15 protein-coding genes are annotated in these 23,882 nt (G+C 54.3%); 10 read left to right on the top strand and 5 right to left on the bottom strand.

Going from position 1 to position 23,882, the window contains the following annotated elements; all coding sequences use genetic code 11:
- Window positions 1-6 precede the first annotated feature (6 nt).
- On the bottom strand, window positions 7-3,249 hold the full coding sequence (locus BDD14_RS18760; protein ID WP_130420149.1) for a TonB-dependent receptor: 3,243 nt from the start codon (window positions 3,247-3,249) through the stop codon (window positions 7-9).
- 344 nt (window positions 3,250-3,593) lie between these two features.
- On the opposite strand from BDD14_RS18760, the gene BDD14_RS18755 reads away from it, so the two are divergent.
- Window positions 3,594-5,795 (top strand): winged helix-turn-helix domain-containing protein, encoded by a 2,202-nt coding sequence (locus BDD14_RS18755; RefSeq protein WP_130420147.1) that lies wholly within the window; start codon window positions 3,594-3,596, stop codon window positions 5,793-5,795.
- A 78-nt stretch (window positions 5,796-5,873) separates the two neighbouring features.
- Here BDD14_RS18755 and BDD14_RS18750 read toward each other — a convergent pair whose 3' ends face one another.
- Together BDD14_RS18750 and BDD14_RS34565 are read right to left on the bottom strand one after the other, a co-directional pair.
- The gene (locus BDD14_RS18750) at window positions 5,874-7,334 is read right to left on the bottom strand and encodes a metallophosphoesterase family protein (RefSeq protein ID WP_130420145.1); all 1,461 of its coding nucleotides are present in this window, start codon (window positions 7,332-7,334) and stop codon (window positions 5,874-5,876) included.
- A gap of 1,167 nt (window positions 7,335-8,501) precedes the next feature.
- On the bottom strand, window positions 8,502-8,579 hold the full coding sequence (locus tag BDD14_RS34565) for a VOC family protein (RefSeq protein WP_423201804.1): 78 nt from the start codon (window positions 8,577-8,579) through the stop codon (window positions 8,502-8,504).
- A 172-nt stretch (window positions 8,580-8,751) separates the two neighbouring features.
- Between BDD14_RS34565 and BDD14_RS18740 the strand changes: the two genes are divergently transcribed.
- From BDD14_RS18740 to BDD14_RS18705, 9 genes are all read left to right on the top strand, one after another.
- Window positions 8,752-8,889 (top strand): FmdB family zinc ribbon protein, encoded by a 138-nt coding sequence (locus BDD14_RS18740; RefSeq protein ID WP_130420143.1) that lies wholly within the window; start codon window positions 8,752-8,754, stop codon window positions 8,887-8,889.
- Between the two features lie 160 nt (window positions 8,890-9,049).
- Entirely contained in the window at window positions 9,050-9,559 is a 510-nt protein-coding gene (locus BDD14_RS18735; protein WP_130420141.1) for a DinB family protein, read from the top strand.
- 1,268 nt (window positions 9,560-10,827) lie between these two features.
- Window positions 10,828-13,251, top strand: coding sequence for a TonB-dependent receptor (locus BDD14_RS18730; protein WP_165420149.1), 2,424 nt, complete (start codon window positions 10,828-10,830; stop codon window positions 13,249-13,251).
- Window positions 13,252-13,323: 72 nt separating this feature from the next.
- Window positions 13,324-14,721 (top strand): PepSY-associated TM helix domain-containing protein, encoded by a 1,398-nt coding sequence (locus BDD14_RS18725; RefSeq protein ID WP_130420137.1) that lies wholly within the window; start codon window positions 13,324-13,326, stop codon window positions 14,719-14,721.
- A 42-nt stretch (window positions 14,722-14,763) separates the two neighbouring features.
- Entirely contained in the window at window positions 14,764-14,898 is a 135-nt protein-coding gene (locus BDD14_RS33775) for a hypothetical protein (RefSeq protein WP_278045491.1), read from the top strand.
- A gap of 418 nt (window positions 14,899-15,316) precedes the next feature.
- Window positions 15,317-16,228 (top strand): ferritin-like domain-containing protein, encoded by a 912-nt coding sequence (locus tag BDD14_RS18720; protein WP_207231770.1) that lies wholly within the window; start codon window positions 15,317-15,319, stop codon window positions 16,226-16,228.
- 9 nt (window positions 16,229-16,237) lie between these two features.
- Window positions 16,238-17,143: a ferritin-like domain-containing protein gene (locus tag BDD14_RS18715; protein WP_165420148.1), complete on the top strand. Its 906-nt coding sequence runs from the start codon at window positions 16,238-16,240 to the stop codon at window positions 17,141-17,143.
- A 98-nt stretch (window positions 17,144-17,241) separates the two neighbouring features.
- Window positions 17,242-17,862 (top strand): sigma-70 family RNA polymerase sigma factor, encoded by a 621-nt coding sequence (locus BDD14_RS18710; protein ID WP_130420133.1) that lies wholly within the window; start codon window positions 17,242-17,244, stop codon window positions 17,860-17,862.
- Window positions 17,859-18,668 (top strand): anti-sigma factor, encoded by an 810-nt coding sequence (locus BDD14_RS18705; RefSeq protein ID WP_130420131.1) that lies wholly within the window; start codon window positions 17,859-17,861, stop codon window positions 18,666-18,668. Before BDD14_RS18710 ends, BDD14_RS18705 begins: the two co-directional genes overlap by 4 nt.
- Before the next feature lie 777 nt (window positions 18,669-19,445).
- Here BDD14_RS18705 and BDD14_RS18700 read toward each other — a convergent pair.
- Together BDD14_RS18700 and BDD14_RS18695 are read right to left on the bottom strand one after the other, a co-directional pair.
- Window positions 19,446-20,768: a histidine-type phosphatase gene (locus tag BDD14_RS18700; protein WP_165420147.1), complete on the bottom strand. Its 1,323-nt coding sequence runs from the start codon at window positions 20,766-20,768 to the stop codon at window positions 19,446-19,448.
- Between the two features lie 76 nt (window positions 20,769-20,844).
- Window positions 20,845-23,829 (bottom strand): TonB-dependent receptor, encoded by a 2,985-nt coding sequence (locus tag BDD14_RS18695; protein ID WP_130420127.1) that lies wholly within the window; start codon window positions 23,827-23,829, stop codon window positions 20,845-20,847.
- Window positions 23,830-23,882: the final 53 nt, after the last annotated feature.

Below are 23,882 nucleotides of genomic sequence, written 5' to 3'. Positions count from 1 at the left end.
AAGCGGCTAAAACTCGAACTTCAAGGCAAGCTGCACGATCCTTGGGGTACCAGCCCCAGTGATCTTGCCGAACTGTGAACTGCCGAGGGTTCCATTTGGGTTGTTTAGGTTCACATTGTTGAAAGCGTTGAAGACCTCACCACGGAAGAGCAGGTCGCTCTTTTCATAGATCGCGAATCGCTTGAAAGCGGAGATATCGGTGTTGACATAGCCAGGACCGATCAGCGGATTACGCGGCGAGTTCCCGTAGGGTGTATTCGCATGGGGAGCTGCAAAGGCTGCAGTATTGAAGTACTGACCAATCTTTTGCGCGCGGCTGCGTCCCCCGTCGAGGGATGGATCTCCTGTGCGGTCGGGCCGGTCTGTAGCAATGCCGTCCAGATTGCTATCCACCCCAGAGAGAATGTTGAATGGACTGCCAGTGGACAGTGTTGTGATGCCGTTGATCTGCCATCCATTGAGTACCTCCTTGCCGAAGAAGCCCCACAAGTGGGTTTCAGGCAGGGCGTATAGATAGGAAGCCACGAACCGATGCGGAACCTCGAGTGAGGAGAGACCGCGGTCGCAGGCAACGCAATTCTGATTGGAGATTTGAAACGCAGTTGTGCTGGTCGGGTCGCCAGAGGTGTTGTCAAACGCCTTCTCCCACACATAGCTTGCATTTAGAGAGAAGCCACGAGAGAAGCGGTGGGTGATGGTTGCCTGGAATGAATTGAACGAGGAGTCACTCGACGTATCCCAGAGGCTGATTCCGGCGTAGGGTTTGATCGGCCGTCGTGCATTGAGGCCGGCCGTGCTGGTCGACGCACCAGGAACGTAGACGGGGGAGTTCTCGTCGCGGAGTAGGTAGAAATGATGGCCCCTGCTACCAACGTACGCGACGTGCGCACTCCAGTTATTTCCCAACTGCCGTTCGACGGTCAAATTATATTGTTCTAGGTACGGAATAGTGCTGTTGTTGGATGCCATGCCGGCCATCGTGGCGCCCGGAACAAAGGTCGGATTCTTCAGGTTGACCGTATAAGGAAATGGATCGGCAGCCGGTGCATACGGTGTGTTGAGATTGGGAGTCTGATTTAACGTGATGACCAGCGAGAAGGGTTGCTGCTGAAGATTGCCGACGATGTCTTCCTGGGTGGCCGAATAGAAGATGCCATAGCCGCCCCGAAGCGAGGTCCGTCCGTTGCCGAATACGTCATAAGCGAAACCTGCTCGCGGCGCGAACTTTGTGTAGGAGGTATGCAGGATACCGTCGGGAACGCCGGGATCCCCCGACACAAGCACACCCAGCGGGGCCGTCGGGAAACGTGTGGACTGGACTCCCTGCTGGAACGTAGTAAGGTTGTTCTGCCCGGCGAAGGGATAATAGACCTCCCAGCGAAGACCAAGGTTCAGAGTAATGCGAGGGTTGACACGCCAATCGTCCTGAATGAAAAGTGAGGGATCCGCCGAGTGCAAGCGGGAGTTTGTGCCGTTGTTCTGCTGAAAGGTGTTAGCGTGTCCTTCAAGAAAGTCGGCAAGTGCGTTGCCCGTGCTGCTCCCAGTGAATCCTAACTTGCCGGCAACCAGAAACTGACCATCTGACCGCGATGTGTCCATGATAAAGGAGCCGCCAAACTTCAGCGTGTGATTCCCCTTTGTATAGTTGAAGGTATCCAAAACCCCGTAGGATCCCTGTGAATTATTTGCCTGGCCGCTTCCTGCGGTCCCCATAATCCAATACCCTGTGATATTGATAAACGGCTGGGCGTTGGAGGGTGCGTTCTGTCCGATTGAGCTGCCGAAATCTTTCCAGGTGTTGCCGGTGACGGAATTCCCGATGATCGACTTGTTCAGGGTGTCAAAGATGCGCAGGCTGTTGACGGCCCGGGGCGAGACGATCCAGGTATCGCCAAGCACATAGTTGTATTGGCCGCTATAGGTCGTATCCCCGCTATAATCAAGAATGCCATTCCCTTGGGCAGTGAGGTTGTAGCCCGTGCCCTGAGAGTTGAAGTAGGTGAACTGCAGTTTGTGAGCCGCATTCAACTGGTAATCGAGCCGGGCTGAACCTTCATCTCGCTTGGTAGGGCTTCCCATCATCTGCTGTGGCGGCGCACCAGGCGTCGAGGACGTGGCCGGCGCACCGACCGGAACCAGGGCCAGCATCTTCTGTACCGCAGGATCCAGCGCTGTGGGGCAGATGACGTAGGGGGTGCCGCACGTAGATAGGTTCTTCAGGGATGCCTTGATCTTGGCAGAGTCCTCTGAAAAATCTCCCTTCCGTTCCGCTTCTGTCGGGACCACCAGCGAGGAAGATGTGACGGTTGTAGGAGAGCTGATTCGCGTACCCTCATAGGTCACATAGAAGAATGCCTTATTGCGAAGCACTGGTCCGCCGACCGCACCTCCGAAGACGTTATACACAAGGGGGGAGACACCGGAAGTAAAGTAGTTATGTGCGTTGAGAATAGTATTCCGCAGGTAATCGTACGCAACGCCGTGGAACTGGTTAGTGCCGGAACGCGTAATGACGTTGACTACGCCGCCGGGATAGCGTCCGAACTCCGCATCGAAGTTGGTAGTGATCAAGCGGAACTCCTGCAGCGCATCGGGATTGGGCATCAGGTTGCCGCCCCCACGGGCAAACACATTATCGTAGGACCCGTCCAGGTAGTAGGAGTTGAGGTTGGATCGAAGACCGTTTACGCTGAACTGGGTACCGACATTGTCACCGATCGGCGCACTGGGCGAGTAGTTCGTGACACCCGTAACGGTTTGGACAAGGTCGTACGCGCTGCGACCAACCAACGGCAGATCCTGAATACGGCGCTGGTCGATGGTTTCGCCTAGCTGCGATTCGCGCGTGTCGACCAGGGTAGTGCCTGCATCCACGACGACCTCCGTCTCGACCGATCCTGCGTGGAGTGTGAAACTGGCATTCACATTCTGGTTCGCGGAGAGGCGAAGGTCCCGCTGCGTTACGCTTTGAAAACCCGCGACAGATGCGGAGATTTTGTAGTTGCCGGGATCAAGAACGGGAAATACAAACGCACCCGAAGCGTTGCTAAGGGTGGACAACGACTGGCCCGTGTCAGTGTTCGTAATAGTCACGTTCGCTTCCGGGATGATTGCCCCCGAAGTGTCGCTGATTGTGCCATAGATAGAACCGGTAACGGTCTGTCCGAATGCTGACGGCATGACCGCCGTCAACCCGAACCCTATTGCCACCACCGCTAGCCAATTTAAGAATGTGCATCTGATCTTCATCAACTCTCTCCCTGGGGAACAACGTGCAATTCTTCTTCGTGGAATTCGCAACCACGGGCCTTCGTAGCAATGTCGGATTGCAGACAACTGGTGTTACAGCGCAGTGAATGACAGGAGCGCCACTGGCGCCTTTCCATTCACGCGTCGTTAACGCTATGTGGATTAATATTTTGTTGACAGAAGTTGTGTGTCACCGTCTCCGGTCTCAGTCTTGAGCCGAAAATCAACGACAATTACAGGGTCACCCACGGAACGCAACGAGGTCCTAAAATCCTGCTCAAAATGCGAATTTGAGAATCTAAAAACGGGGTTCTACGCTGTATTTTGACCAGATAGTAACAATCATGATCTTCCGCTTTGACCGCTACACTCTTGACTCCGATACGCGCACTCTCCGTTGTCGCGACACGGTCGTCGCTTTAACTCCCAAAGTGTTCCAGACCCTGCTTGTACTGGTCGAGAACCACGGTCGGGTTATGAGTAAAGCGGAGTTGTTCGATCAACTCTGGCCTCACCAGGCAGTAGAAGAAGCGAACCTAACTCAAAACATCTCGATACTGCGCAAAGCACTTGAAGAAGCGACAAACGGCAAGAGATATATCGCTACGTTTCATGGACATGGTTATCGATTTGTAGAACCGGTCGCAGTCGACAGCAATTCATACAACCTCAACGAGGTGCCTGCCGAACAAGATCCCTCTCCACGTGCGGACGTGATAGAGAGCAAGTCGGCCTCGGCGCCTTATCTGCACCCGGCAGTGAACCGCAAAGAAGCAGCCAGTATTCCTCGCGATAGACGCGGCCTATCCTTGCTGGTTTCAATCAGCGTGGTCCTGTGTATAACTGTTGCTGTCCTCCTCTGTCTGCGAGGGCAGGATAACTTTAGACACGGCATCGTTCAGCCGCTCGAAACCACCACGCTCGTCAGGATGGAAGGAACACAAGATCAACCATCCTGGTCACTGGATGGAAAAAAGCTGGCGTTTGTCGATTCATCCTCGATTGATGGAAATTCATCCATCTATATGCAGGAAGCAGAAGCAGTAAGGCCACGTCAGCTGATCTCTGGAACTGGCCTGGTCAGCAGCCCCGTATGGTCGCCTGACGGAAGATCGATTGCCTTTATTCGCACGACACAAGATACGGCTGAGATCTTCATCTTCTCTCTCCGCGACTCGGTTTCGCGCAAGCTGACCACGTTATTTCCGCATCGCTATGGGCTGAACTACCGCCGCCTCGATTGGGCTCCCGACGGTGCCTTCCTGGTAGTTGACGACAAAATCAATGAGACCGATCCTTTGAGTCTGTATCTGGTTCACGTTAGCGATGGGAAAATGATCCGCCTGACATACCCGAATATGGACATTATTGGAGACGTCGCGCCACGGTTTTCGCCAGATGGAACGCGAGTCGCGTTCATCCGCGTGAAATATCAATTTCAAAATGGCGTATTTGTCTTGCCAGTTACAGGTGGTGAGGTTCGTCAACTTACAGATCAATCTCATCTGCTCAGTGATGTGGACTGGCAAACGAATGACAGCGTGATATTCAGCGGAAGGCTCGACAATGAATTTCGTTTCTGGCGTCGCGACGTTCGAATTCCGAATGGCAGTGCGACGCTGGTTTCTGCCGTTGGAACAGACCTGCCTTCCCAATTCTCTATATCCCGGCGATCGGGCCAAATTGCTTTTTCCGCCCATGGCCCCGACCTGAATATCTGGTCATTTGACCTGACAAAAAAATCTGCAGCGTCGACGGTCTGGACTTCGATCGTAAGTACGCCCGGCCAAGACCTTGAGCCATCGCTTTCTCCCGACGGCTCAAAGATGGCGTTCCGCTCGGATCATGCCGGACACATTCAGCTGTGGGTGAGCAAACGCGATGGCACAGGAACCTCTCTTGTTGATACGAACGGAATGAGCCCCTCGGTTTATTGTTGGGAGCGAGATGGTCGCGGACTGATCTTCTCCTCGAAGCTGGATCCCGGCCTGTTCGAGGTGTCTTTATCATCACCCCATAAGCTGCGACGTATTTCCGATCAGCCCTTGAGTCACCCGGCATGCTCAGTGGATGGAAAGTCGGTGTTCGCCATTAATAGGAATTTTGTCTACCGGATATCCATTTTCGACGGCTCCTCAGAGAAGATCACCGATGATGGAGGCGCTCCAATCGTTCAGTCTGCAGACGGGCAATATCTCTACTTTGCGCACGGTCGAATGGACTCGATAATCTCTCGTCTTGACCTGCTAAGTGGGAAGCAGACCGTTGTGGTGAACTCACTTGCTCAAGGCTATTCTGAATCCTGGGCTCTAACCTCTAAAGGCGTCGTCTTTCTCAAGATGAACTCTGATGGACCGATCATAGAACTGCATGAGTTTGCTACAGGAAAGGAGACAGCTGTTACTAAATTCAATGGAAATCTACCGCCGGTGGGCCTGTCGCAGTTCTCTATCTCACCTGACGAACAAACTCTCTTTGTGGTCCGCGCAGACCCTGTGTCAGCAAATATCCAATCGGCAGATCTCGCTGCCGTCGCGAAGCATTAAAGCGCGAATAGATTGAGTGCCAGATATTCGATCCGTCAAGCTAAACCCCAGTAGGAACCCTTGCTTAGTAAAAGTGTTTCATTGTGTCCCTGGTCCCAGCAGACTGCTTAATGACCCTCGGCACACGCACGATTTGTAATCCTCCGCATGCGAATGGTTCATTCCACACACATATCCTGGCCAGATCGGCTGCAATTGCTGCCGCTGTGCACCTACAGACCAGTTGAGGATGTAGTCCTGGCTCAACTTCGTTGTGCCGCTCGAATCGGCCGCCAGTTCTGCAATCACTTTCTGCAGAGTTACTGGCGTAAATCCAATACCTCCAGACCTCTCTGAGAATGTGTACTCCTTAGTCCAATGTGAGCCCTCTGGATCGGGCGAGCTGATCACCGTAAAGTCCACGAGCTCCGCTGTCAGCGGATCCAGCTTCGCAATGGTAAAGGATGGGTAATTCCCTCCGATCGACGTAAGCGATGGCACATTCTTCACCGGCACGTCTCCTGCCTCACCGGTTAGCAGTTTCAACTCATCCACATGCGTGTGTCCGAAGATCCCCAGCTTCACGACATCCGCATTCCTTATGATCGTGTCACCCAGCAGATCCGTCGGCATAAACGATGCCGGCTTACCCTCGGCCGTACACAGGTTCATCGTCTTTTTCTGCTGTTGAAAGGTCGCATATGGACTCACGCCCGGCGGAATATGCCCCATTACCCACACTCGTTCGTGGTGCGCCCGCGCGTCGTTAAGCTGCGTCTGCAGCCAAGCCATCTGCTTTTCGCCAGGCTCCGGATTCCTCTCACCTTTGCACGACTTATAGCCGCCGGCCAGGAATGTATCGTCCACTACAATCATGCGTGTCTTTTTCATCGGCGGGGCCATCTCCACGCTGTAGTATCCGCCCTGCTCGAAACTCTCTGTTGCAGACTTGCCCCACGTGCGGCCCACGCCAGCCTCGGCTACGTGTGCCAGTATCTTGAACCACTCCATTCCCGTATCCAGGCGATAGTCTCCGCAGGCTGAATCGTTATTCCCCAGCGCAAGGTAGAAAGCAGCGCCAGGAATCGCATGTCTTAGCTGCAACACTTCATATTCGATGGTCTTTGCCGTGAACACGGTGTATTGTTCCGGCGTGGCCCCCGGCAGCGTCTTCGCGAACATGCAATCAAAGCGATGCGCCAGCAGGTCGCCGCTAATGGTGATGAAACTTGCCCCTGCTGCGTCGCGATGGATCGCACTTATCGCGGATGCAAATAGCGAGTACGGGGTGTCAATGCCGCGCAGCTTGCATGCCGTACGTAATTCCTCGAAATCTTGACCTTGGGTAGGAGAATCACCGCTCGCGAAAATAGTCTCCCATCCACTCGCCGGAGTCGCTTCCAATTGCTTTACCTTCGCCGGATCGTGAAATGGATTAAAGTGCGCATCACTAACCATTAGTGCTGACGGTGTGATGTTTCCTTTAGCGGCCGATGCCGAAACCGCTACCGTCCATAGGAGACCAAGCAGCATCAACGCACTCATAGCGAACGTTCTCATATTTACCCTCTACAACTGTTTTTTTGCGATGTCTCGCTGAGACTTCTGTACATGGAAATCTCTCATATTAAAAAGCACTTACGTTGATACAACGTTAGCAGTCCAATTTTTTTTGAAGAGGTTTCAATATAACTGCGAATTTCCCGCCTGCGTACCCAGCATCTTAAGAAGGCAGTTAACTTCCCAGATGGGCGTTTCCCAGTGCTAATTGAAACCGGGATAAGTTTATCTGTTTCCAAAGACGCTCAAAAACTACACCGTTCCACCATTTCTATCGGAAACCGGTGCCGACGATGTTGACGATGCCTGTGGAACTCATGATCACTAATCGCGTTTTCCGCAGCTTGCCATCGCATTGACTGTGTGCTCATGCGGAGCGGCTCTGAATTCTAGGTGTATCGAGCACGGCTCTTACCTCGCGCATGAGTGCATCGGGTGAGAATGGCCTTTCCAGGCACGCAAATTCTGAGGAGACTCCATCCATCTGTTCTAGCGACCGGTCCGCATAGCCGAAGATATATAGGATCTTCATAGACGGTCGGGTAGCACTCAGCTCGCGAGCCAGCACGTGCTCGCTCATCTGCGGCATTACAATGTCGGATAGCAGCAAGGCCTCACGACCATCGCGCGCAGGTAAGGCGGTGTAGCCCTTCCTCTCAAGAATCTGGGTAAGCAGACTCCTGATGCCATCCTGGTCCTTCTACTATCAGAATTGTCTCCGAACCTGCCACTGACCTTGTATCACCAGGACTGGAGCCGGTAATCCCATCGATTCTTCTGTTTGCGGCATGTAGACGTGAAAGCTGGTGCCAAACGCCGGTTCACTCTCACCTGCAATCATCCCCAGCCTGTTCCAAGGTTCCATATACGGTGGGCCGAGCCCAGACCGGTTCCCTTCCCCTACTTCTTGGTCGTAAAAAATGGTTCAAAGATACGCGCCTGCGTCGCGGCATCCATTCCGCAGTCCGTATCGCTCACCGATAAGCGAACATATGCGCCCGGCTTTATCTGCTTTGTGCGTTCTGATCCGGGACAAATCGACCAGGCCATTTTGAATTTTGTCATCAATCAGCCGCCCTAACGCGACACGCTGTCACCTTGTTCGAGGTTGAGGATCGCAGATTCTAAATCGTTTGCTCGCAGCGAAGAGAAACTTGCCCATTCTCCTCAATAAAGCAGCTTCATTCCGAGCACATTTCGGTAGAACTGCACCGAAGCCTTCATGTTCACAACCCGAAAAGTAATTGCAGAAATCTTTCAATCCTTGGCGCCATACGCCAGCAGTGTACGTTGAATTTCCTTTCCGTAGGGCATGCGGTGAAAGATCACAGGCGTGACGAGATCGATCCGTGTTGAACCTGTTCCAGTCGCGGGACTAGAATCTAGCCTGATTATTCAGAGACCGGGGGAGGTGTGTATGCCGCACTATGAGTTCGTCTGCAACACCATCGCAGAGCATGATGCGGAAAAGACCACCTGCCCGCATTGTGGTAGCCGCGAGGTAGAACAATGCTGGTCTGCCTTCTCTGCCGTCACTTCGAAGAAGAGCGCCTGAACACAACAGCACGAGGAGGTGCGCAAGCAATTCGATAAATTTTCCTTCGGTACCCTCCGAATCGACGGCAGCAACTACGAGCAGGATGTGGTGATAGACCGCGAAGAAATCCGCAAACCTCGTCGCCGGCGTCACGCACGGGCTTTCAAAGGAGTTACTAATGGCGCGTCCATCCGGGTTCGATTCATTTGAAAAAGTAAAGGTTTTGCTTGAAGTCCTCGATCGCGCATACAACCGGCAGTCATGGCATGGAACGAATTTGCGCGGATCCATCCGCGGTGTAACAGCATCGGTTGCTGCAAAGCGCCCCGCCCCAGGTCGCCATAACATTTGGGAGCTCGTCGTACACGCTGCTTACTGGAAGTACACGGTATTGAGGCGCATCACGGCCGAGCCTCGAGGCTCATTCGAGCTGAAGGGCTCGAACTGGTTCACGCGGCCTGATAATGATGCAGATGAGCGTTTGTGGAATGATGACCGCGCACTGTTGGAACGAATGCACGCGAATCTACGAACTGCCGTTGAGGGGCTCGCCAATCGTGACCTTTGTTCGGTGTCCCCTAAATCCAAAGTGAATCTGTTTGAGCTTATTGCTGGGATTGCAGCGCACGATCTATATCATGCAGGACAAATTCAACTCATCAAGCGCCTGACGACGTCGAAACAGTAGGCAAAGTAGAGCAACGTCTAGATCGTCTTGTGCCACATTTCCGAGAAAGAACGTCGCCGTGATCGGATTCGATCACCGTCCGTCCTTGCAATCGAAGGCCGTTCGGTGCTTAAATCGGAGCATTGCGGAAGATTCTGTCCATTTTGTTGCTGACCGTTTTCGGCTTGCCGTTGGCCTCTCCGCTCTTCGCGATGTCGGCGAAGAGTGAGGCGAACCTGCCCGCCTGTTGCCGCAGGAACGGAAAGCATCACTGCGTACTGAGTATGAGTGAGCACGTTAAGCTTGCCAATCATGCATCGCGATTCAGTGCACCAGCCGAGAAGTGCCCATACTTTCCGGCAGCAGTCGCTTCCGCTCACTTCGATAAATTTGCTGCGCCACCTGATCAGGCAATCTTCGCTGGTTTGATCAGTCACCCGGCAGTAGCCGCTCAAACGCAATCTCTCTGGAGAATTGCGCGCGACCGGTCGGGCCAAAAACGCGGGCCGCCGACTTTCTCCATCTCGATATAAGACCGCTTTTGCTGCGAATAGAACATGCTTAGTTCGGCACATTTGTGTCCAGGCTCTAGGTCCATCCATTAAGCAGCGCACCAGTTGCATCAGGCTTAATCTCCTGGTCGAGTTCTTATAACTTCGTTCCCCGTGTGCGAAAGCAGATAGTCCGTCTTATGCGCCGACTGTTCTCCATCCTCCTGGTAGCCATGTTCGGCTTGCCTCTCTTAACTCCGCTGCTCGCGAGGAGCACGCCGAGGGATGCGGGGTTGCCTGCTTGCTGCCGTCGGAATGGAAAACATCATTGCATGCTGAACACGGCGGAACGAGGCTGGTTCGCAAGCCACGATCCTCAGTTCCGCGCACCAGCGGACAAGTGCCCTTACTGTCCGGACTCTGTGGTCCCTTCTCATTATCCGAATCTTTATACCGCTTCTCTAAGTAACGCCATCTTCGCTCCTCTAGTGAGCCACCCGGCGGGGATTTCTCAGACGCAATCCAAATGGCGTATCTCACGGGAACGTGCGCGTCAAAAACGCGGCCCTCCAACGCTCTTCCCCTAGCTACGTGTCCATCTGTCCTGTTGTCGTGGGCAGCGTTCTATCCGGCTTACTGTGAGTTTGCCTGTCGCTCGTGACGTCTCAAGCGACCTTCTCTATAAGCCCAGACTTGGATTGAGAGGAAACTGTGTATTCGCATAGTAAACTTGCGGCTGTTGCTTTCGTGACGACAGCCATCGCTATATCTGCCACTGCACAGAGTGGAAGAGACGGAGTGCTGACAGGCCAGGTCGTTGATCCCGGACATGCGGCGATCGTTGGAGCGCGAATTGAGATCCATCCCACAAGCGGAGGATCTACGCTCCGTTCTATCTCGGACCAGCAGGGTCGATTTACGGTCACCGGTTTACCTGCGGGAACGTATGACATTCGCGCCGTGCAGGACGGCTTTCAGCTTACTGAACAGACAGCAACCATCTCAGCAGGTGGGAGTGTGCCGGTCAGTCTGTCACTTCCTGTTTCGACCTTGACACAGAATGTGAATGTCGAGGCGGAGCCCTCTCTGATCACCGAGACGCCCACGAGCCAGACACAGGCTCAGGTCAGTCAGGCCGACTTCAGAAACTCACCTGCGACGACGATTGCAGATGTACTGAATCTAGTTCCCGGCGTCACAGTTCTTCAGGGCAATGGTCCTCGCGATATCTCCATCTCCGTGCGCGGATCGAGCAATCGCCAGACATACGGTGTGCGCAATGTGCAGGTCTTTGAGGACGGTTTTCCTGTGACACAGCCTGATGGCCTGGCTCGCACGGATCTTACTGACCCTCATGCGTACAGCAGCATCGATGTTGTGGAAGGACCGTCGTCGGCCTTGTATGGAAACTACGCATCCGGCGGCGCGATCAATTTTCACACGCGGAGCGGTAGCGAGATCCAAGGGCTGGAGGTTGGAGCCGACTTCGGTAGTTTCGGTTATTACAACGACTATGTCACCTATGGTGCAGGCAATGATCGATATCAACTCTCTGCCTTTGTCAGCAATGTACGTGCAGATCAGGCGACGGTGAACAACCAGTACAACACCGTAACCACGAATATCCTCGCGACCTTTGTAGCGACTCCGCGGGATCGCATGACATTCAAGTTCATCAACAATGATTTGAACACGAACCTATCGCTCCGGCTTTCGCGCACGCAGTACCAGATGAATCCGTACCAACATGGATGTGAGGTGTACAGCGCCGCCTTTGCAACGAACGGATGTGCGAGCATCAGCGTGTATGCAAATGGCTATAACGGCACGCGTCAGTCGCTTGGCGCGGCAGAGGCGGGCCTGAATCGCCATGACCGGCGGACGATCGTCGGTGGCCGGTATGAACACGATCTGACACAGGCAACTACATGGCAGACGCAGTTTGTGTGGGACAACCGCGATGCCGACCAGCCGACGAGCGCCACTACCTATCGCGGCACTTTGCCGTCGTTCAATGTTATGAGTAATGTGCTGCGGCGTGGACTCTTCTCCAATAAGCAATCCACTAGTTACGTTGGCGGTTTCTTCAACTACGAGAACATCAACTCGCAAAGCTCGAATCTGATGCCCGGCGGCAATGCAACGCTTGGCGGTCAGGTGCAAACGGTCGTCGGCAACCACCTCAACTCAGGTTTTCGTGTGCGCGAGGAAATTGCACTCGCCGAACGCTGGACGCTTGTGGCTGGTTTAGGCGGCGAATACACAGGTCTCAACGCAATCGCAAACAACTTCACCTATCCCACAGGTGGAACACCGACGATTTCCCCAGTCCGTGCGAACCGCACCTTCTTCAATGTCGCTCCCGAGGTGGGGCTGCAGTTTCGCCCCGATCATGCATGGCGTCTCCACGCACGGCTCGGAACCGGCTACGGAACGCCACAGGCTACGCAACTCTTCACCAATGCACAAGGCCAGTTTGGCAACAATACAACGCTTAAGACACAGCGCAATCTCGGCGTCGATGGCGGAGCCGACTGGTCACTCGGCGCCACGCTTCAAATCTCGGCAGCAGTCTTTTACGAGTGGTTCCATGACGAACAGGTGACACAATCGCCGGGCGTCAACCTGCAGAGCTATACCTTCAACGCGCCCGCCTCAGCCCATCGTGGCGTCCAGGCTAGTTTGGACTGGCACCCGCTTCCGCAGAAGCTGGCTGGCGCACGCGTGCGTGCTTCCTACCTCTACGACAATCAGATCTATACCGATTACACAGAACAACTCACCACGGGCAGCGTCACCAACAGTTTTTCGCGGAACAACAACCGAATTCCGGGCGTTCAGCCGCATTTCCTCAACGCTCGGATTGTCTACGACCAACCAACGGGAGTTCTGCGGGGATTCGGCGGATATGTTGAAACAAACTGGCGCGACAATTACGTTCTCGACAATGCAAATTTTCTCAGCTCGCCAGGCTACACGCTGCTCAATTTGAGTACGCACTATGATCCGCCCCTAGGTCATGGAGCTCTCTCACGTCTGCGATTCTTCTTCGATATTCAGAATCTGGCAAACAAGACTTACGTAGCCTCCGCCGGAAACATCACCAACACTCTCAATGCTCTTGGACAACAAAACGGAGCGAGTGTCTTGATGGGCTCGACTGGATCGATCTATGCCGGGACTCCTCGTGCTTCTTACGGAGGAGTGCGTGTCAGATTCTAGGCCTGCACAAATCAGCTCAACCAAAAAGAAGGACGGCGGCCAACTGCCGCATTCTCCAGAGAGGACTCAAATATGAGCAATACGATTACGAAGAATGTCGAGGAAGAGCAGTCGAGGCGCGTCTATCGCGCCATCTGGCGATGGCACTTTTATGCAGGAATCTTTTGCATACCGCTTGTGATCTGGCTTGCATGCACAGGTTCCATCTATCTATTCAAACCACAGATCGAGCGCTGGCTTGATCGGCCATACGACCACCTGGCGTTACATGGTCAACGGGCGACACCCGAAGCGATTGCTAACGTGGCGATGGATGCTGTGCCGGGATCGAGTCTTCACTACTATGAGTTGCCCCCGAACGGCGATGCTGCGGCTCGCGTGATCGTCGGGGTGGGCAAAGAAGAGTATCGCATTTACGTCCATCCTCAGACCTTGCAGATATTGAAGGTCATCAGCGAAGACAAACGCCCCATGCGGATCATCTTCCGCCTGCATGGTGAGTTGCTTGCCGGAGACTGGGGATCGCGAGTCGTCGAACTTGCCGCTTCGTGGGCCATCGTTCTTATCGTGAGTGGACTCTACCTTTGGTGGCCCCGGCAGAGCGAAAAACTTGCTGGTGTGCTATGGATTCGGATGCGAAAGGGAAAGCGCATCTTCTGGCGCGATCTTCACGCCGTAACCGGAGTGTGGGTCTCTGCATTCGCTCTTTTCTTACTGCTCACCGGTCTGCCGTGGGCGAAGAGCTGGGGAGCTTACTTTAAGAAGATTCGAGAGGTCACCGGGACAGCAACCGTGCGGCAGGACTGGACAACCGGCCGATCTTCCGAACTTGCCGAACGAGAAGCCCTGAACCGCAACGGCATGGCAGGAGCAGTCGTCGAACATGCGGAGCATATGGGCCACGTCATGCATCGGATGACTTCGGCGAACGCGTATGAACCACTCAATCGACTTGTCCCGGCCGCGGCGGAACTTCATCTGGCTTACCCGGTTCTGATTATGCCCGCGATGAGCAGCAACAGCCCTTGGACTGTGAAGTCCGACTCGCAGAACAGGCCACTACGCACTGTAGTCACGATGGACCCGGCAACCGCCTCCATCGTCAGCCGCGAAGACTTCAGCCAGCGGCACATCATCGATCGCATCATGGGGGTTGGCATCGCAGCTCATGAAGGGCAGCTCTTCGGGCTCATGAATCAGCTCATCAGTCTGGCCACCGCTATGGGCCTGGTGTTGCTCAGCATGAGTGCGACCGTGCTATGGTGGCGTCGGCGAAGCGTTGGCGTGCTGGGAGCACCGCTGCCTACACAACGTCCCAAATGGACGTTCGCGTTGATTGCCGTGATCGTCGCACTGGCGCTCTATCTGCCAGCAATGGCGGTTTCGCTGGCCGCCGTGATTCTGATGGAGAAACTTATCCTGTCCCGCATTCCGTCTGTGAGCCGCTGGCTGGGCCTTGAGCCTGCCTAGCAGCTATGCCATCCTGCAGTTCAAGTTCGCAGGAGCCGATATATGAAGAACCGACGTGACTTTCTCAAAGAGGCTGCTTCATCGCTTGTCACCACCAAAGTTGATGGGAGCCCAAACAGACTTGGCGACTGGATCTACAGAAGAAACAACCTGATGCCTTTCTTCAAAGGGACGTGAAGGATTGAGCCACTCCAGAATGCGACGACTTCGAAGAAGTCGGGTTCCACGATTTGCGTAACAACCGCGAACTCTAAGTAGAACAGTATGCAACGAATGTTCCGAGGATTCGCTCCTGTATCTCTCCTCATTACCCTGGCCCCTTCTGGCAGGCACAGCTTGCCAGAAGTCCAACACTCCTCCCCCAACAACCGCCGCCGCACCCGCTCAGCAGTTCGCAGTTGCCACTGAGCCGCCCGCCTGCGTCGACTGCCGGCGCGATAAAGTCGGTGGAACAGTTCGGGGCGAGCGGAAGGTCAGCTACAACTGACCTTCTTGCTGGTTGGCGAAAACTATTTTCTCGTTTAGAAATCCGATACCGGTGTCTCCGCGTACTGAAACTGTAAGCGAAGGTTTCAAATACCAAAAGGAGCTCATCGTGAGCAATCTTGAAGAACTCTTCCGAAGAAGAAGTGTGTCCCGCCGCAGATTTCTAAATATGGCGGGAACGAGTGCGGGCGCAGCTGCCGTGATGACGCTTGCGGAGGGGTGCAGCGGCAGCAATTCGTCGATGCCGACTACTCCAACCACACCACCCACGACGACTCTTACCGATGCAGATATTTTGAACTTTGCGCTGAATCTTGAGTATTTGGAAGCAGAATTTTATCTGCGGGCTGTCACTGGTTCGGGACTTTCAAGCACGGATGCCGGCTCCTCTGCGGGAGCGGTGACGGGCGGAACACAGGTTGCCTTCAAGACTCCGGCAATCCAGCAATATGCAACAGAGATCGCCAACGACGAGCTAGCCCATGTGCGCTTTCTTCGTAAGGCGCTTGGTTCAGCGGCCGTGGATCGACCCGTCATCGATCTGACGAACAGCTTCAATGCGGCGGCAATGGCTGCAGGGATAGGGCCGATGTTCAACCCGTTTGCGGATGAGAACAGCTTTATCGTCGGTGCGTTTGTCTTTGAAGATGTTGGCGTGACGGCATATCACGGTGCGGCCGGACTGTTGACGGATAAGAAGAATCTAGCAGCAGCAGCAGGCATTCTGGCGACGGAAGCGTATCACGCGGGTGAGATCCGAACGCTGCTGACGCAACTGGACGTGCCCTATATCACGTATGCGAATCAGATTTCGGCCCTGCGCGGGAAGGCCGGTGGAGGTGCTGAGACAACCTTGACGGCGAGCACGATAGTGGCGGCGGATACGAACTCGATCTCATACAGCCGAACAACCGACCAGGTCTTGCACATCGTTTATTTGAATGCGACGGCGGGAGTGGTGAAGACGGGTGGGTTTTTCCCCAACGGCTTGAATGGAAAGATCACAGCATCAGCAACCTAGGAGATGACGATGAGCTACCAAGACAGAAATCAGGACAGTGTGTCGATGGAGGAGAGTCGATCGTCGCGTCGATCTGCCATTCTGATGGGGGGTGCTGCGCTGGCCGGACTTGCTCTGGGTAAAGCGGCTTTCGCTCAGTCAGCCACTGTGACGGATGCGGACATTTTGAACTTCGCGCTGAATCTGGAGTTTCTCGAAGCGCAGTTTTACACGATTGCCACGACGGGGATGACGCTGGATCAGGCGGGAATTCCGACCAAGGGCGGCAACGGGACGGCCGGCGGCGCCGTGACGGTGAAGCAAAACGCAAAGGTGACGTTTACGACTCCCCTGCTGCAGAAGTTTGCCGCCGAGGTTGCGATGGATGAACAAAACCACGTGAAGTTTTTGCAGGCTCAGTTGGGAGCGTCGGCAGTTGCTCAGCCGCCGATCGACCTGATGAACAGCTTCAATGCGCTCGCGCAAGCGGCTGGGCTTGGAGCGACCTTCGATCCATTTGCAAGCGAGACAAACTTCCTGCTTGGGGCGTTCATCTTTGAAGACGTGGGTGTAACGGCATACCAAGGAGCGGCAGGTCTTATTTCAGACAAGACGTACCTCGACAAGGCAGTCGGAATCCATAATGTTGAGGCGTACCACGCAGCGTCAATCCGGACCCGTATCTTTCAGGCAGGGGAGGCGGCGCAGTCGGCATCCCAGGCCATCGCGGCTACGCGCGCTAGGCTCGATGGGACGGGAACGGGTGACGTTGGCGTGGGCGTCATGAGTGGAGCGTCAACCATCGTGGATAACGATGACAACGCGCTGACGTTTTCCCGGACGACTTCGCAGGTGTTGAACATCGTGTATGGCGGCGGTCCGGCTGGTACAGGAGGCGCTTTTTATCCGAAAGCAATGACTGGCAACATTAAGTAAGGACCTGTTTTTGAACGTAGAGAGGGCCGGATGATCCGGCCCTCTCTACGCGTGGTCATGATATTGCATCCTATGTTGAACTACTTGATGTTTTGCCGATGACGGATGATTCCCACAATCCGATGGATCTTCCCCAGCGTTCTATCAATAACGCGCCTCAATCGCTTCGACCGCTGCACAGTGAAGCCGGCTCGCCCGAGAGTGACGAGTCCCTGCTGAGGCTCGTTAGCGAGAAGGATGAGAAGGCAATGACAAGCCTCTTCGATCGATACGGGGGATTGGTGTACTCCGTAGCGTTGCGCGTTCTTAGGGATTCGGGCCGAGCCGAGGACTTGTTGCAGGATGTATTTTTCCAGCTATGGAGAAATCCGGGAGCGTTCCTTCCAAGCCGGGGCTCCTTGGGTGCGTGGCTGCTGGTGGTTACACGGAACCGAGCCATTGATATTCTGAGACGTAAGCGGCCCATGGATTCCATCGATGACCATCCGATTTCTTCGGGACAGAACCTGGCCACAGAGGTGGAGCGAAGTACGATGATGCAAAAGGTCAGGACGGTGCTGACCACGCTTCCGCCGGAACAACGAAATACCCTGGAGCTCGCTTATTTTGAAGGATTGACCCAGACAGAGATTTCAGAGCGCACTGGAGATCCTCTGGGCACAGTAAAGACCCGGATTCGACTGGCGTTGATGAGTTTACGAAAGGCATTGCAGGCATGAACGGCGGCACACATATCGTGCAGGAAGATCTCGCACTGTATGCGATGGCATCTCTTCGCGGTGAAGATCTGACCGCGGTCAGTGCCCACCTGCAAAGTTGTGCGGAATGCCGCGAGGAGTTGAAAGCAGTTGCGAGCGATTTGACCGCACTTGGGATGAGCGTGGATCAGCAACCGGTTCCTGAGGGAGCACGGCAGCACTTCATGGACAGCATCCGAGCTGACGTTCGCCCAGACAGTACTGCCCGGACCGTGCCCGCGATAATCTCCTTTGCAAAGAGGCCAGCCAAGACGGCATGGGTCCCATGGGCTATTGCGGCAGCGCTAGCTGTCGGTGCGGCAGGGCTGAGCGTAAAGGTAAACACATTGCGGGAACAGTTGCGGGAACAATCTCTTCTGGCAGTGCGGTCAACCGAAGAGAATGTTCATTCGCAACGCGTGCTGAACCTGCTGATGGCGCCTTCGGCACAACGGGCTACGCTGACGGCAACAAAGACCGCGGTTGTGCCTACCGGACATGCGATCTACCTTGCAGATCGTGGAGAGTTGATTTTCCAGGGAAGCAATCTAAAGAGCCTGCCTGCGGATAAGGCCTATGAACTCTGGGTGATTCCCGCCAATGGCAGCGCACCCATTCCGGCGGGAGTCTTCCGTCCCGATAAAGGCGGCGACGCCAGTGTGGTGATGCCGCCGCTTCCTCCCGGTATTCCCGCGAAGGCCTTTGCAGTCACGATCGAAAGAGCGGAGGGATCGAGCATGCCGATGGGCCCAGCCGTTTTGTCCGGCGCTCCAACTTCTGGAGAGTGACAAACAGACCACGCTGTAATGCGGACCCGGGCCAAGACGATCCGGTGGACAATAAGACTGCCGAGCGAACTGCTCGACCGTGCGGATGTAAGCGCGAATGGTGGACTGAGAGTAGTTGCGACGCTCCAGCTGTTCCAACATGATCTGACGTAGATGAGGCACAGAGAATCCTCCTTCTCTGCGACACAACCTAAATCAGCGCCACTATCGGACGGTCAGCCACACGTGAACGCGTCCGCCGCGCAGCGGCTTCGTTCAAGTCAGCTTGCGGGAGGTTACGGTCGCTGCCGAGTGGTCAAACCGGAAGTTGAGCGAATCGATCCTCCGGATTCCAGTAATTGCTTGGCCTCGATGAGGGTCAGGATTACGTAGCGCTTCGCTTACAGGTTGGCGGCGATAGAAGCGTCAAGGCTTCGCAGGAAGTATTTTCGTACTGCAGATTCAGTGGGGCGAAAATGCCGGTCTGATGGAAAGCGTAGGAGACAGGACGATGAAGCCATCCTGTCTCCCCCTCTTCCCACAGACCTTGGAAATCGCCAAACAACGGCGATTTCACACATTTCCACCGCACGACGGCTACGGCGCTATACTGACATTTTTCGATCCGCCGCGGATAGAGACATTTCTATCGGGCGCCAACACAATGAATACCCAACCAGAGGGTTCCCATGATCGCGACCCCGTTACCTTGATCGGTTGACTTCACGTTCACCCTCCGGCCACATTCACCATTACTACTGCTTGACCTTATGGCAGTGATGCGTGCATGTGATGAAGTCATCTTGGGTCAAGCTCGGCGGTCCCGGCCTTGCCAGCCGTAGAAATCCCCCCGGTTAGTTGGAGGAGTGTTCTTGAGAAATCATCCCAGTCACATGAAAAATCGTTCTTACTGCAATCAGGAATAAATATTGGGATCCGCGGCGGTGGTGCAGCCAAAGATAACTCGGTCGCATTCCTCATCTGTTCTAAGGTCTGTGCTGTGTAGTACGTGCGAACCGAATACTTATTTCCATCCGTCTTCCAAAGCTCGAAAATCAGACTTCCACCTGGTGGCGTATCGTCGCGTCGCCCATCAATAATCCAGTTTATTCGCAGCAACCCGGCGATGTTGGTCAGATTGGTGTCGTGCCCGATGAGGAAAAGAACCTTATCCATGGGCTTGCCGAGGGCCCCGGCGATGGGTTTGCCTATGATCGCCTGATTGAGAGAGAGATGAACCTGACCGAGAAGATTGCTTGCCTGTCTTTTGGCGATTGCGGGAGTTCGTTGTGCGAAATCAACTGATGCAGTATGAAGATCAATCAAAGTGCGAACGGCCGCTCCATCGACGCAGCCCCATCCGACACTCGAAGTATCCATTCCCTCCGTATACTCCAGCAAGAAGTTCTCTGTGAAAGTACCTGCTGTGCTAAGTGGGCCCTTTATATCGACAAGGTGATCGCCTTGCCCCATTGACAGCGTGGAGGGAATTTCAAACAACGAGACGCGTTTTTGATCCTGTCTTGTGGTTCCACAGGTTTCAAGCAACTTGTCGAGTACGGACAGCTGTGCTCGGTGGGCCTCGGTAAGGTTTTGAGGATCATTGCCAATGCGCCCCGCTAGGGCAGAGAACGCCAGGCGTGAATCGCTAGAGTCCACCTTCGTTTTAACTGGGTGAAAGAGCGGATCGTTTGCTTGCTCCTCCAATGCCCGCACAGGGACACTGCATCCCGGAAACATTCCTGCTGCGAGAGCTTTGCCAGTCTCTCGCGTACGTTGATCAGAGTCAGCGTAGAAGGTGACGTTAACGGCGTCAGCGCATCCGCTGGAGGCCACAAGACCCTGCTGTGCCAGTGCCAATCTGTCATAGGCGCCGAAGAGCTCCATCAGGTGATAACCGTGCTTTGTCAGGTATCCCGGGGGTACGTCCCAGATTGGCCACGAACCCTTTGAATAAACACTATATTGTGCGGCTTTTCCAGTAGGTGAACGGACTCCATGACGACTGAGATAGATAACAAACTGCAGCTGGCCTTTGTTCGGTTCGCGAGAAGCTTGTCCTAGTAGCGGGGAACAAATTACGTACATAACCCAGCAAAGGGTAACGATCTGTCGAATCATTTGACTCCTTAAATAAGGGAGATGGCGGAGTGCACCGACTGTCAATGTCCCTCCGCTCATCTAAGGCCTGCGATGTTTATCGAGAGGCCTGGAAGGTGTAGCGAACGCCACCACTGATTGTTGGTTTGTAGTACTCACGCTGATTTACGAATTGTGTGCTACCTGTGTAATAACCGAACACCTCGTTATTGAGGTTCAGCCCTGACACCACTGCGCTCCAGCCACGGAAAACGCGGTAGCTGGCCTGTGTATCAACCTGGAAGTGCGTGAGTGTGTATACGTCACCGGAGGGTCCATTCGGTCCGAGGTTGCTCGGATCAGCGCCTTTCACCAAGCCAGGGGAAATCCAGTTATAAGAGAAGAGGCTAGCTCCGTTGTAGGCAAGACCGACTCGTAACGATAGGCGCCTGGTGTCGTAGGTTGAACTGATATTGAAGTTATGAGGTGCCTGATCGATTAGCGTTGGCCGATCGGTTCGGAGCGGAAGACCCTTTTCCTTCGATTTTGTATAGCTGTAGTTAGCGGAGATCCCCAGACCACGCAGCAGGCCCGGAAGATAGCTAAGGTGCTGCTGAAAGCTGATCTCGAAGCCGTAGAGCCAGGCATTCTGACCGTTGACATATTGGGTGACGGCGTCACCGGGGTATTGTTCGATGACGCTTTGCAGTGAAGACGGGAAATATCCAGGCGGAAAGTTCGACAGGTTCAGGCCGCCAGGAATGGATGTAAGAAGCTGCGGCGAGTTAAGTTGCTTGAAGAACACCCCCGCTTGAATCATTCCCAATGGGTTCAGATACTTCTCATAAAGCACGTCGTAGTTATTCGCACGAGTTGGTTTGAGAGCAGGATTGCCGATCGTTACAGCTGTCGGGCTCGCGGTGCTGTCCTCAGTGACGTAAGGAACGAGTTGGTAAGCGTCAGGTCGTGCGATGCCACGAGCGTAGACTGCACGGAGGGCAGAGTTCGGAGTAAGTGCGTAACGCAGCTGCACACTTGGTAGCACATCCAGGTACGATGGATTGTTGGAGACCCCATTGACCGTCCAACAATTCTTGTATGGCTGCGATCCGCAAAGCTGAGTAGCGGTGCTTGGGCCATAAAACGTGAGGTTGTAGCCGAACGTATCCATATGGGTGGCTTCGAACCGAATACCAGTTTGTGCTCGCAGTTTCCCGAACGTGATCGTGTTCATCGCGTAGCCGGCCGTGAGGCGTTCGATAGTATGAAAGAAATTCGGATAAGTGGCGGCGGCCGTCTTCTGCGGATCGACATAACCCGAAAAGTTCTTGAGCGTGTAGTCCTGGACGAGATTGAAATCGGAAACTGGGCCGTACTTACCGCCGTAATAAGAATTATCGTAGAAGTTTGTACCCGCGAAGTTGCTCTGAAGCTGCGCCATGGTTGGCGTTGATGATCCCGCCTTCGTGGACCAACCGTCGTATACCGTCTCCGTCGCGTTTTGGTTCTTGTGGGCGTTCGTGAGCTTGAAGCCAGCTTCGAAGGTTCCGAAGTGCGAAGCAACTTCGTAGTTCCTGGCGTGAGAGACGGCGCCAGTAAGATTGAGCTGCGCTGTAAGGCCGCGCGAGGTCGTGATGTCCTTGAAGATCCAGTTTGAAGAATTCAAAAGGGGCGAATTGGGGCCGTCGCATACGCCGAAATGAGGACGGTTCAGATTCGTTTGAGCCGAAGGATCGTAGTTACATGCCACGTTGGGTCCGATCCAGGAGAAATCGGCCTTCGGATTTCCTGCCGAACTGATCTCGTAGGAACGCGCCGCGGATATTTCGAAGCTCGTTAGCGTGTTTGCTGTTGCGTCCCGACCGCCTACGATGAGTGCACCTACTGAAGCGTTAGGCCGTTTGCTGGATGTATAGAACTTGGGGCTTGGCGATGATGCGGTTGGGCTTGGCAGTGTGCCATTGGAGCTGATAGCTGTCGAAATTGGGGAGTAGTACCACTTGTCGCCCCAGTCTTTGAAATCCGAAAACAATCCGTGAGCATAGATGCTGGCATCATCGTTGATTCGATAGTCAGCGCTGCCTGCAAAGCCGTAACGATACCGGTAGTAGCGATACTCGCGAATCGTGTCGTTATCGTAAAAAGGGCGAGCAAAGGACGATAATGGATCGAGGCTGGGTTGAATGTTATCGATGCCGCGACCGTTATAGTCATAGGCTCCATTGCCTAGCAGGCCGAACTTCTTCGTGGTACCAAAACGCTTACCAACGGTTCCGCCGAGGCCGTATGAGCCGCGGCCATTTTCGATCTTGTTATAGCCTCCATTGCCCCAGAAGTTCATCGTCGGCTGCTCACCGGCCTCTTTGGTGCGCAGGTTGACAGAGCCTCCGATACCGCTGGCGTCCTGATTCGCAGAGAGCGTCTTGTTCAGTTCGACCGCTTCAACCAGATCGGATGGCAGCACATCAAGACGAACCTGGCGTACAGTTGGCTCTGGTGAAGGGATGGTGATTCCGTCGACGGTGACATTCGTCAAGCGCGGCTCGGTACCACGAACCTGAATGTAGACACCTTCTCCTTCGATTCGGTAAAGAGAAACAGATGGCAATCTGCCTATGGCATCGGCCACATTAGCATTTGGCAGACTCATAATAACTTCGTTGGGCAGGACCTGCACGATGTTATCGGCGGTCCGTGTTTGATTGATGGCTTCAGCCTCTCCGTGCGGGCGCTCTGCAGTAACGATAATTTCTTCACTGACAGACGTCACCGTGAGCGTCAGAGAGACATTGAGTGTTTGACCGGCAGTTAGTTCCACATCCTTTTGCATTGGTTTGAAGCCAACATAAGAAACCGCAAGTGTGTATTTTCCTGCAGGAATCTCAGGGAAGGCGAACGTCCCCTGGTTGTTAGTCACACTGATGAGACCTAGAGGAAGCAATTGGACCTGGGCACCGCTGAGCGTTGCATTTGAATCATCGACAACCGAGCCAGTGATGAGGCCTTTGCCGGACTGAGCCGATAACCCGTGGGATGATAGCAAGAGAACCAAAAGCACATATACCGCGACGATGTTTATCCAACCCTCTCTGACAATAGACATAGAGCCTCTTTCTTTTACGGGTACTGCCTGGGCTGCAGGGATTGGAAGTACTA

It is taken from the genome of Edaphobacter modestus, assembly GCF_004217555.1.
In the GTDB taxonomy this organism is placed as follows: domain Bacteria; phylum Acidobacteriota; class Terriglobia; order Terriglobales; family Acidobacteriaceae; genus Edaphobacter; species Edaphobacter modestus.
This window is presented reverse-complemented; position numbering and strand designations above follow the sequence as displayed.

Coding starts and splice junctions, on each gene's coding strand:
- BDD14_RS18700 (WP_165420147.1), bottom strand. CDS start 20,768: ATGATTCGACAGATCGTTACCCTTTGCTGGGTTATGTACGTAATTTGT.
- BDD14_RS18760 (WP_130420149.1), bottom strand. CDS start 3,249: ATGAAGATCAGATGCACATTCTTAAATTGGCTAGCGGTGGTGGCAATA.
- BDD14_RS18735 (WP_130420141.1), top strand. CDS start 9,050: ATGGCGCGTCCATCCGGGTTCGATTCATTTGAAAAAGTAAAGGTTTTG.
- BDD14_RS33775 (WP_278045491.1), top strand. CDS start 14,764: ATGAAGAACCGACGTGACTTTCTCAAAGAGGCTGCTTCATCGCTTGTC.
- BDD14_RS18695 (WP_130420127.1), bottom strand. CDS start 23,829: ATGTCTATTGTCAGAGAGGGTTGGATAAACATCGTCGCGGTATATGTG.
- BDD14_RS18740 (WP_130420143.1), top strand. CDS start 8,752: ATGCCGCACTATGAGTTCGTCTGCAACACCATCGCAGAGCATGATGCG.
- BDD14_RS18725 (WP_130420137.1), top strand. CDS start 13,324: ATGAGCAATACGATTACGAAGAATGTCGAGGAAGAGCAGTCGAGGCGC.
- BDD14_RS18755 (WP_130420147.1), top strand. CDS start 3,594: ATGATCTTCCGCTTTGACCGCTACACTCTTGACTCCGATACGCGCACT.
- BDD14_RS18715 (WP_165420148.1), top strand. CDS start 16,238: ATGAGCTACCAAGACAGAAATCAGGACAGTGTGTCGATGGAGGAGAGT.
- BDD14_RS18750 (WP_130420145.1), bottom strand. CDS start 7,334: ATGAGAACGTTCGCTATGAGTGCGTTGATGCTGCTTGGTCTCCTATGG.
- BDD14_RS18705 (WP_130420131.1), top strand. CDS start 17,859: ATGAACGGCGGCACACATATCGTGCAGGAAGATCTCGCACTGTATGCG.
- BDD14_RS18710 (WP_130420133.1), top strand. CDS start 17,242: ATGACGGATGATTCCCACAATCCGATGGATCTTCCCCAGCGTTCTATC.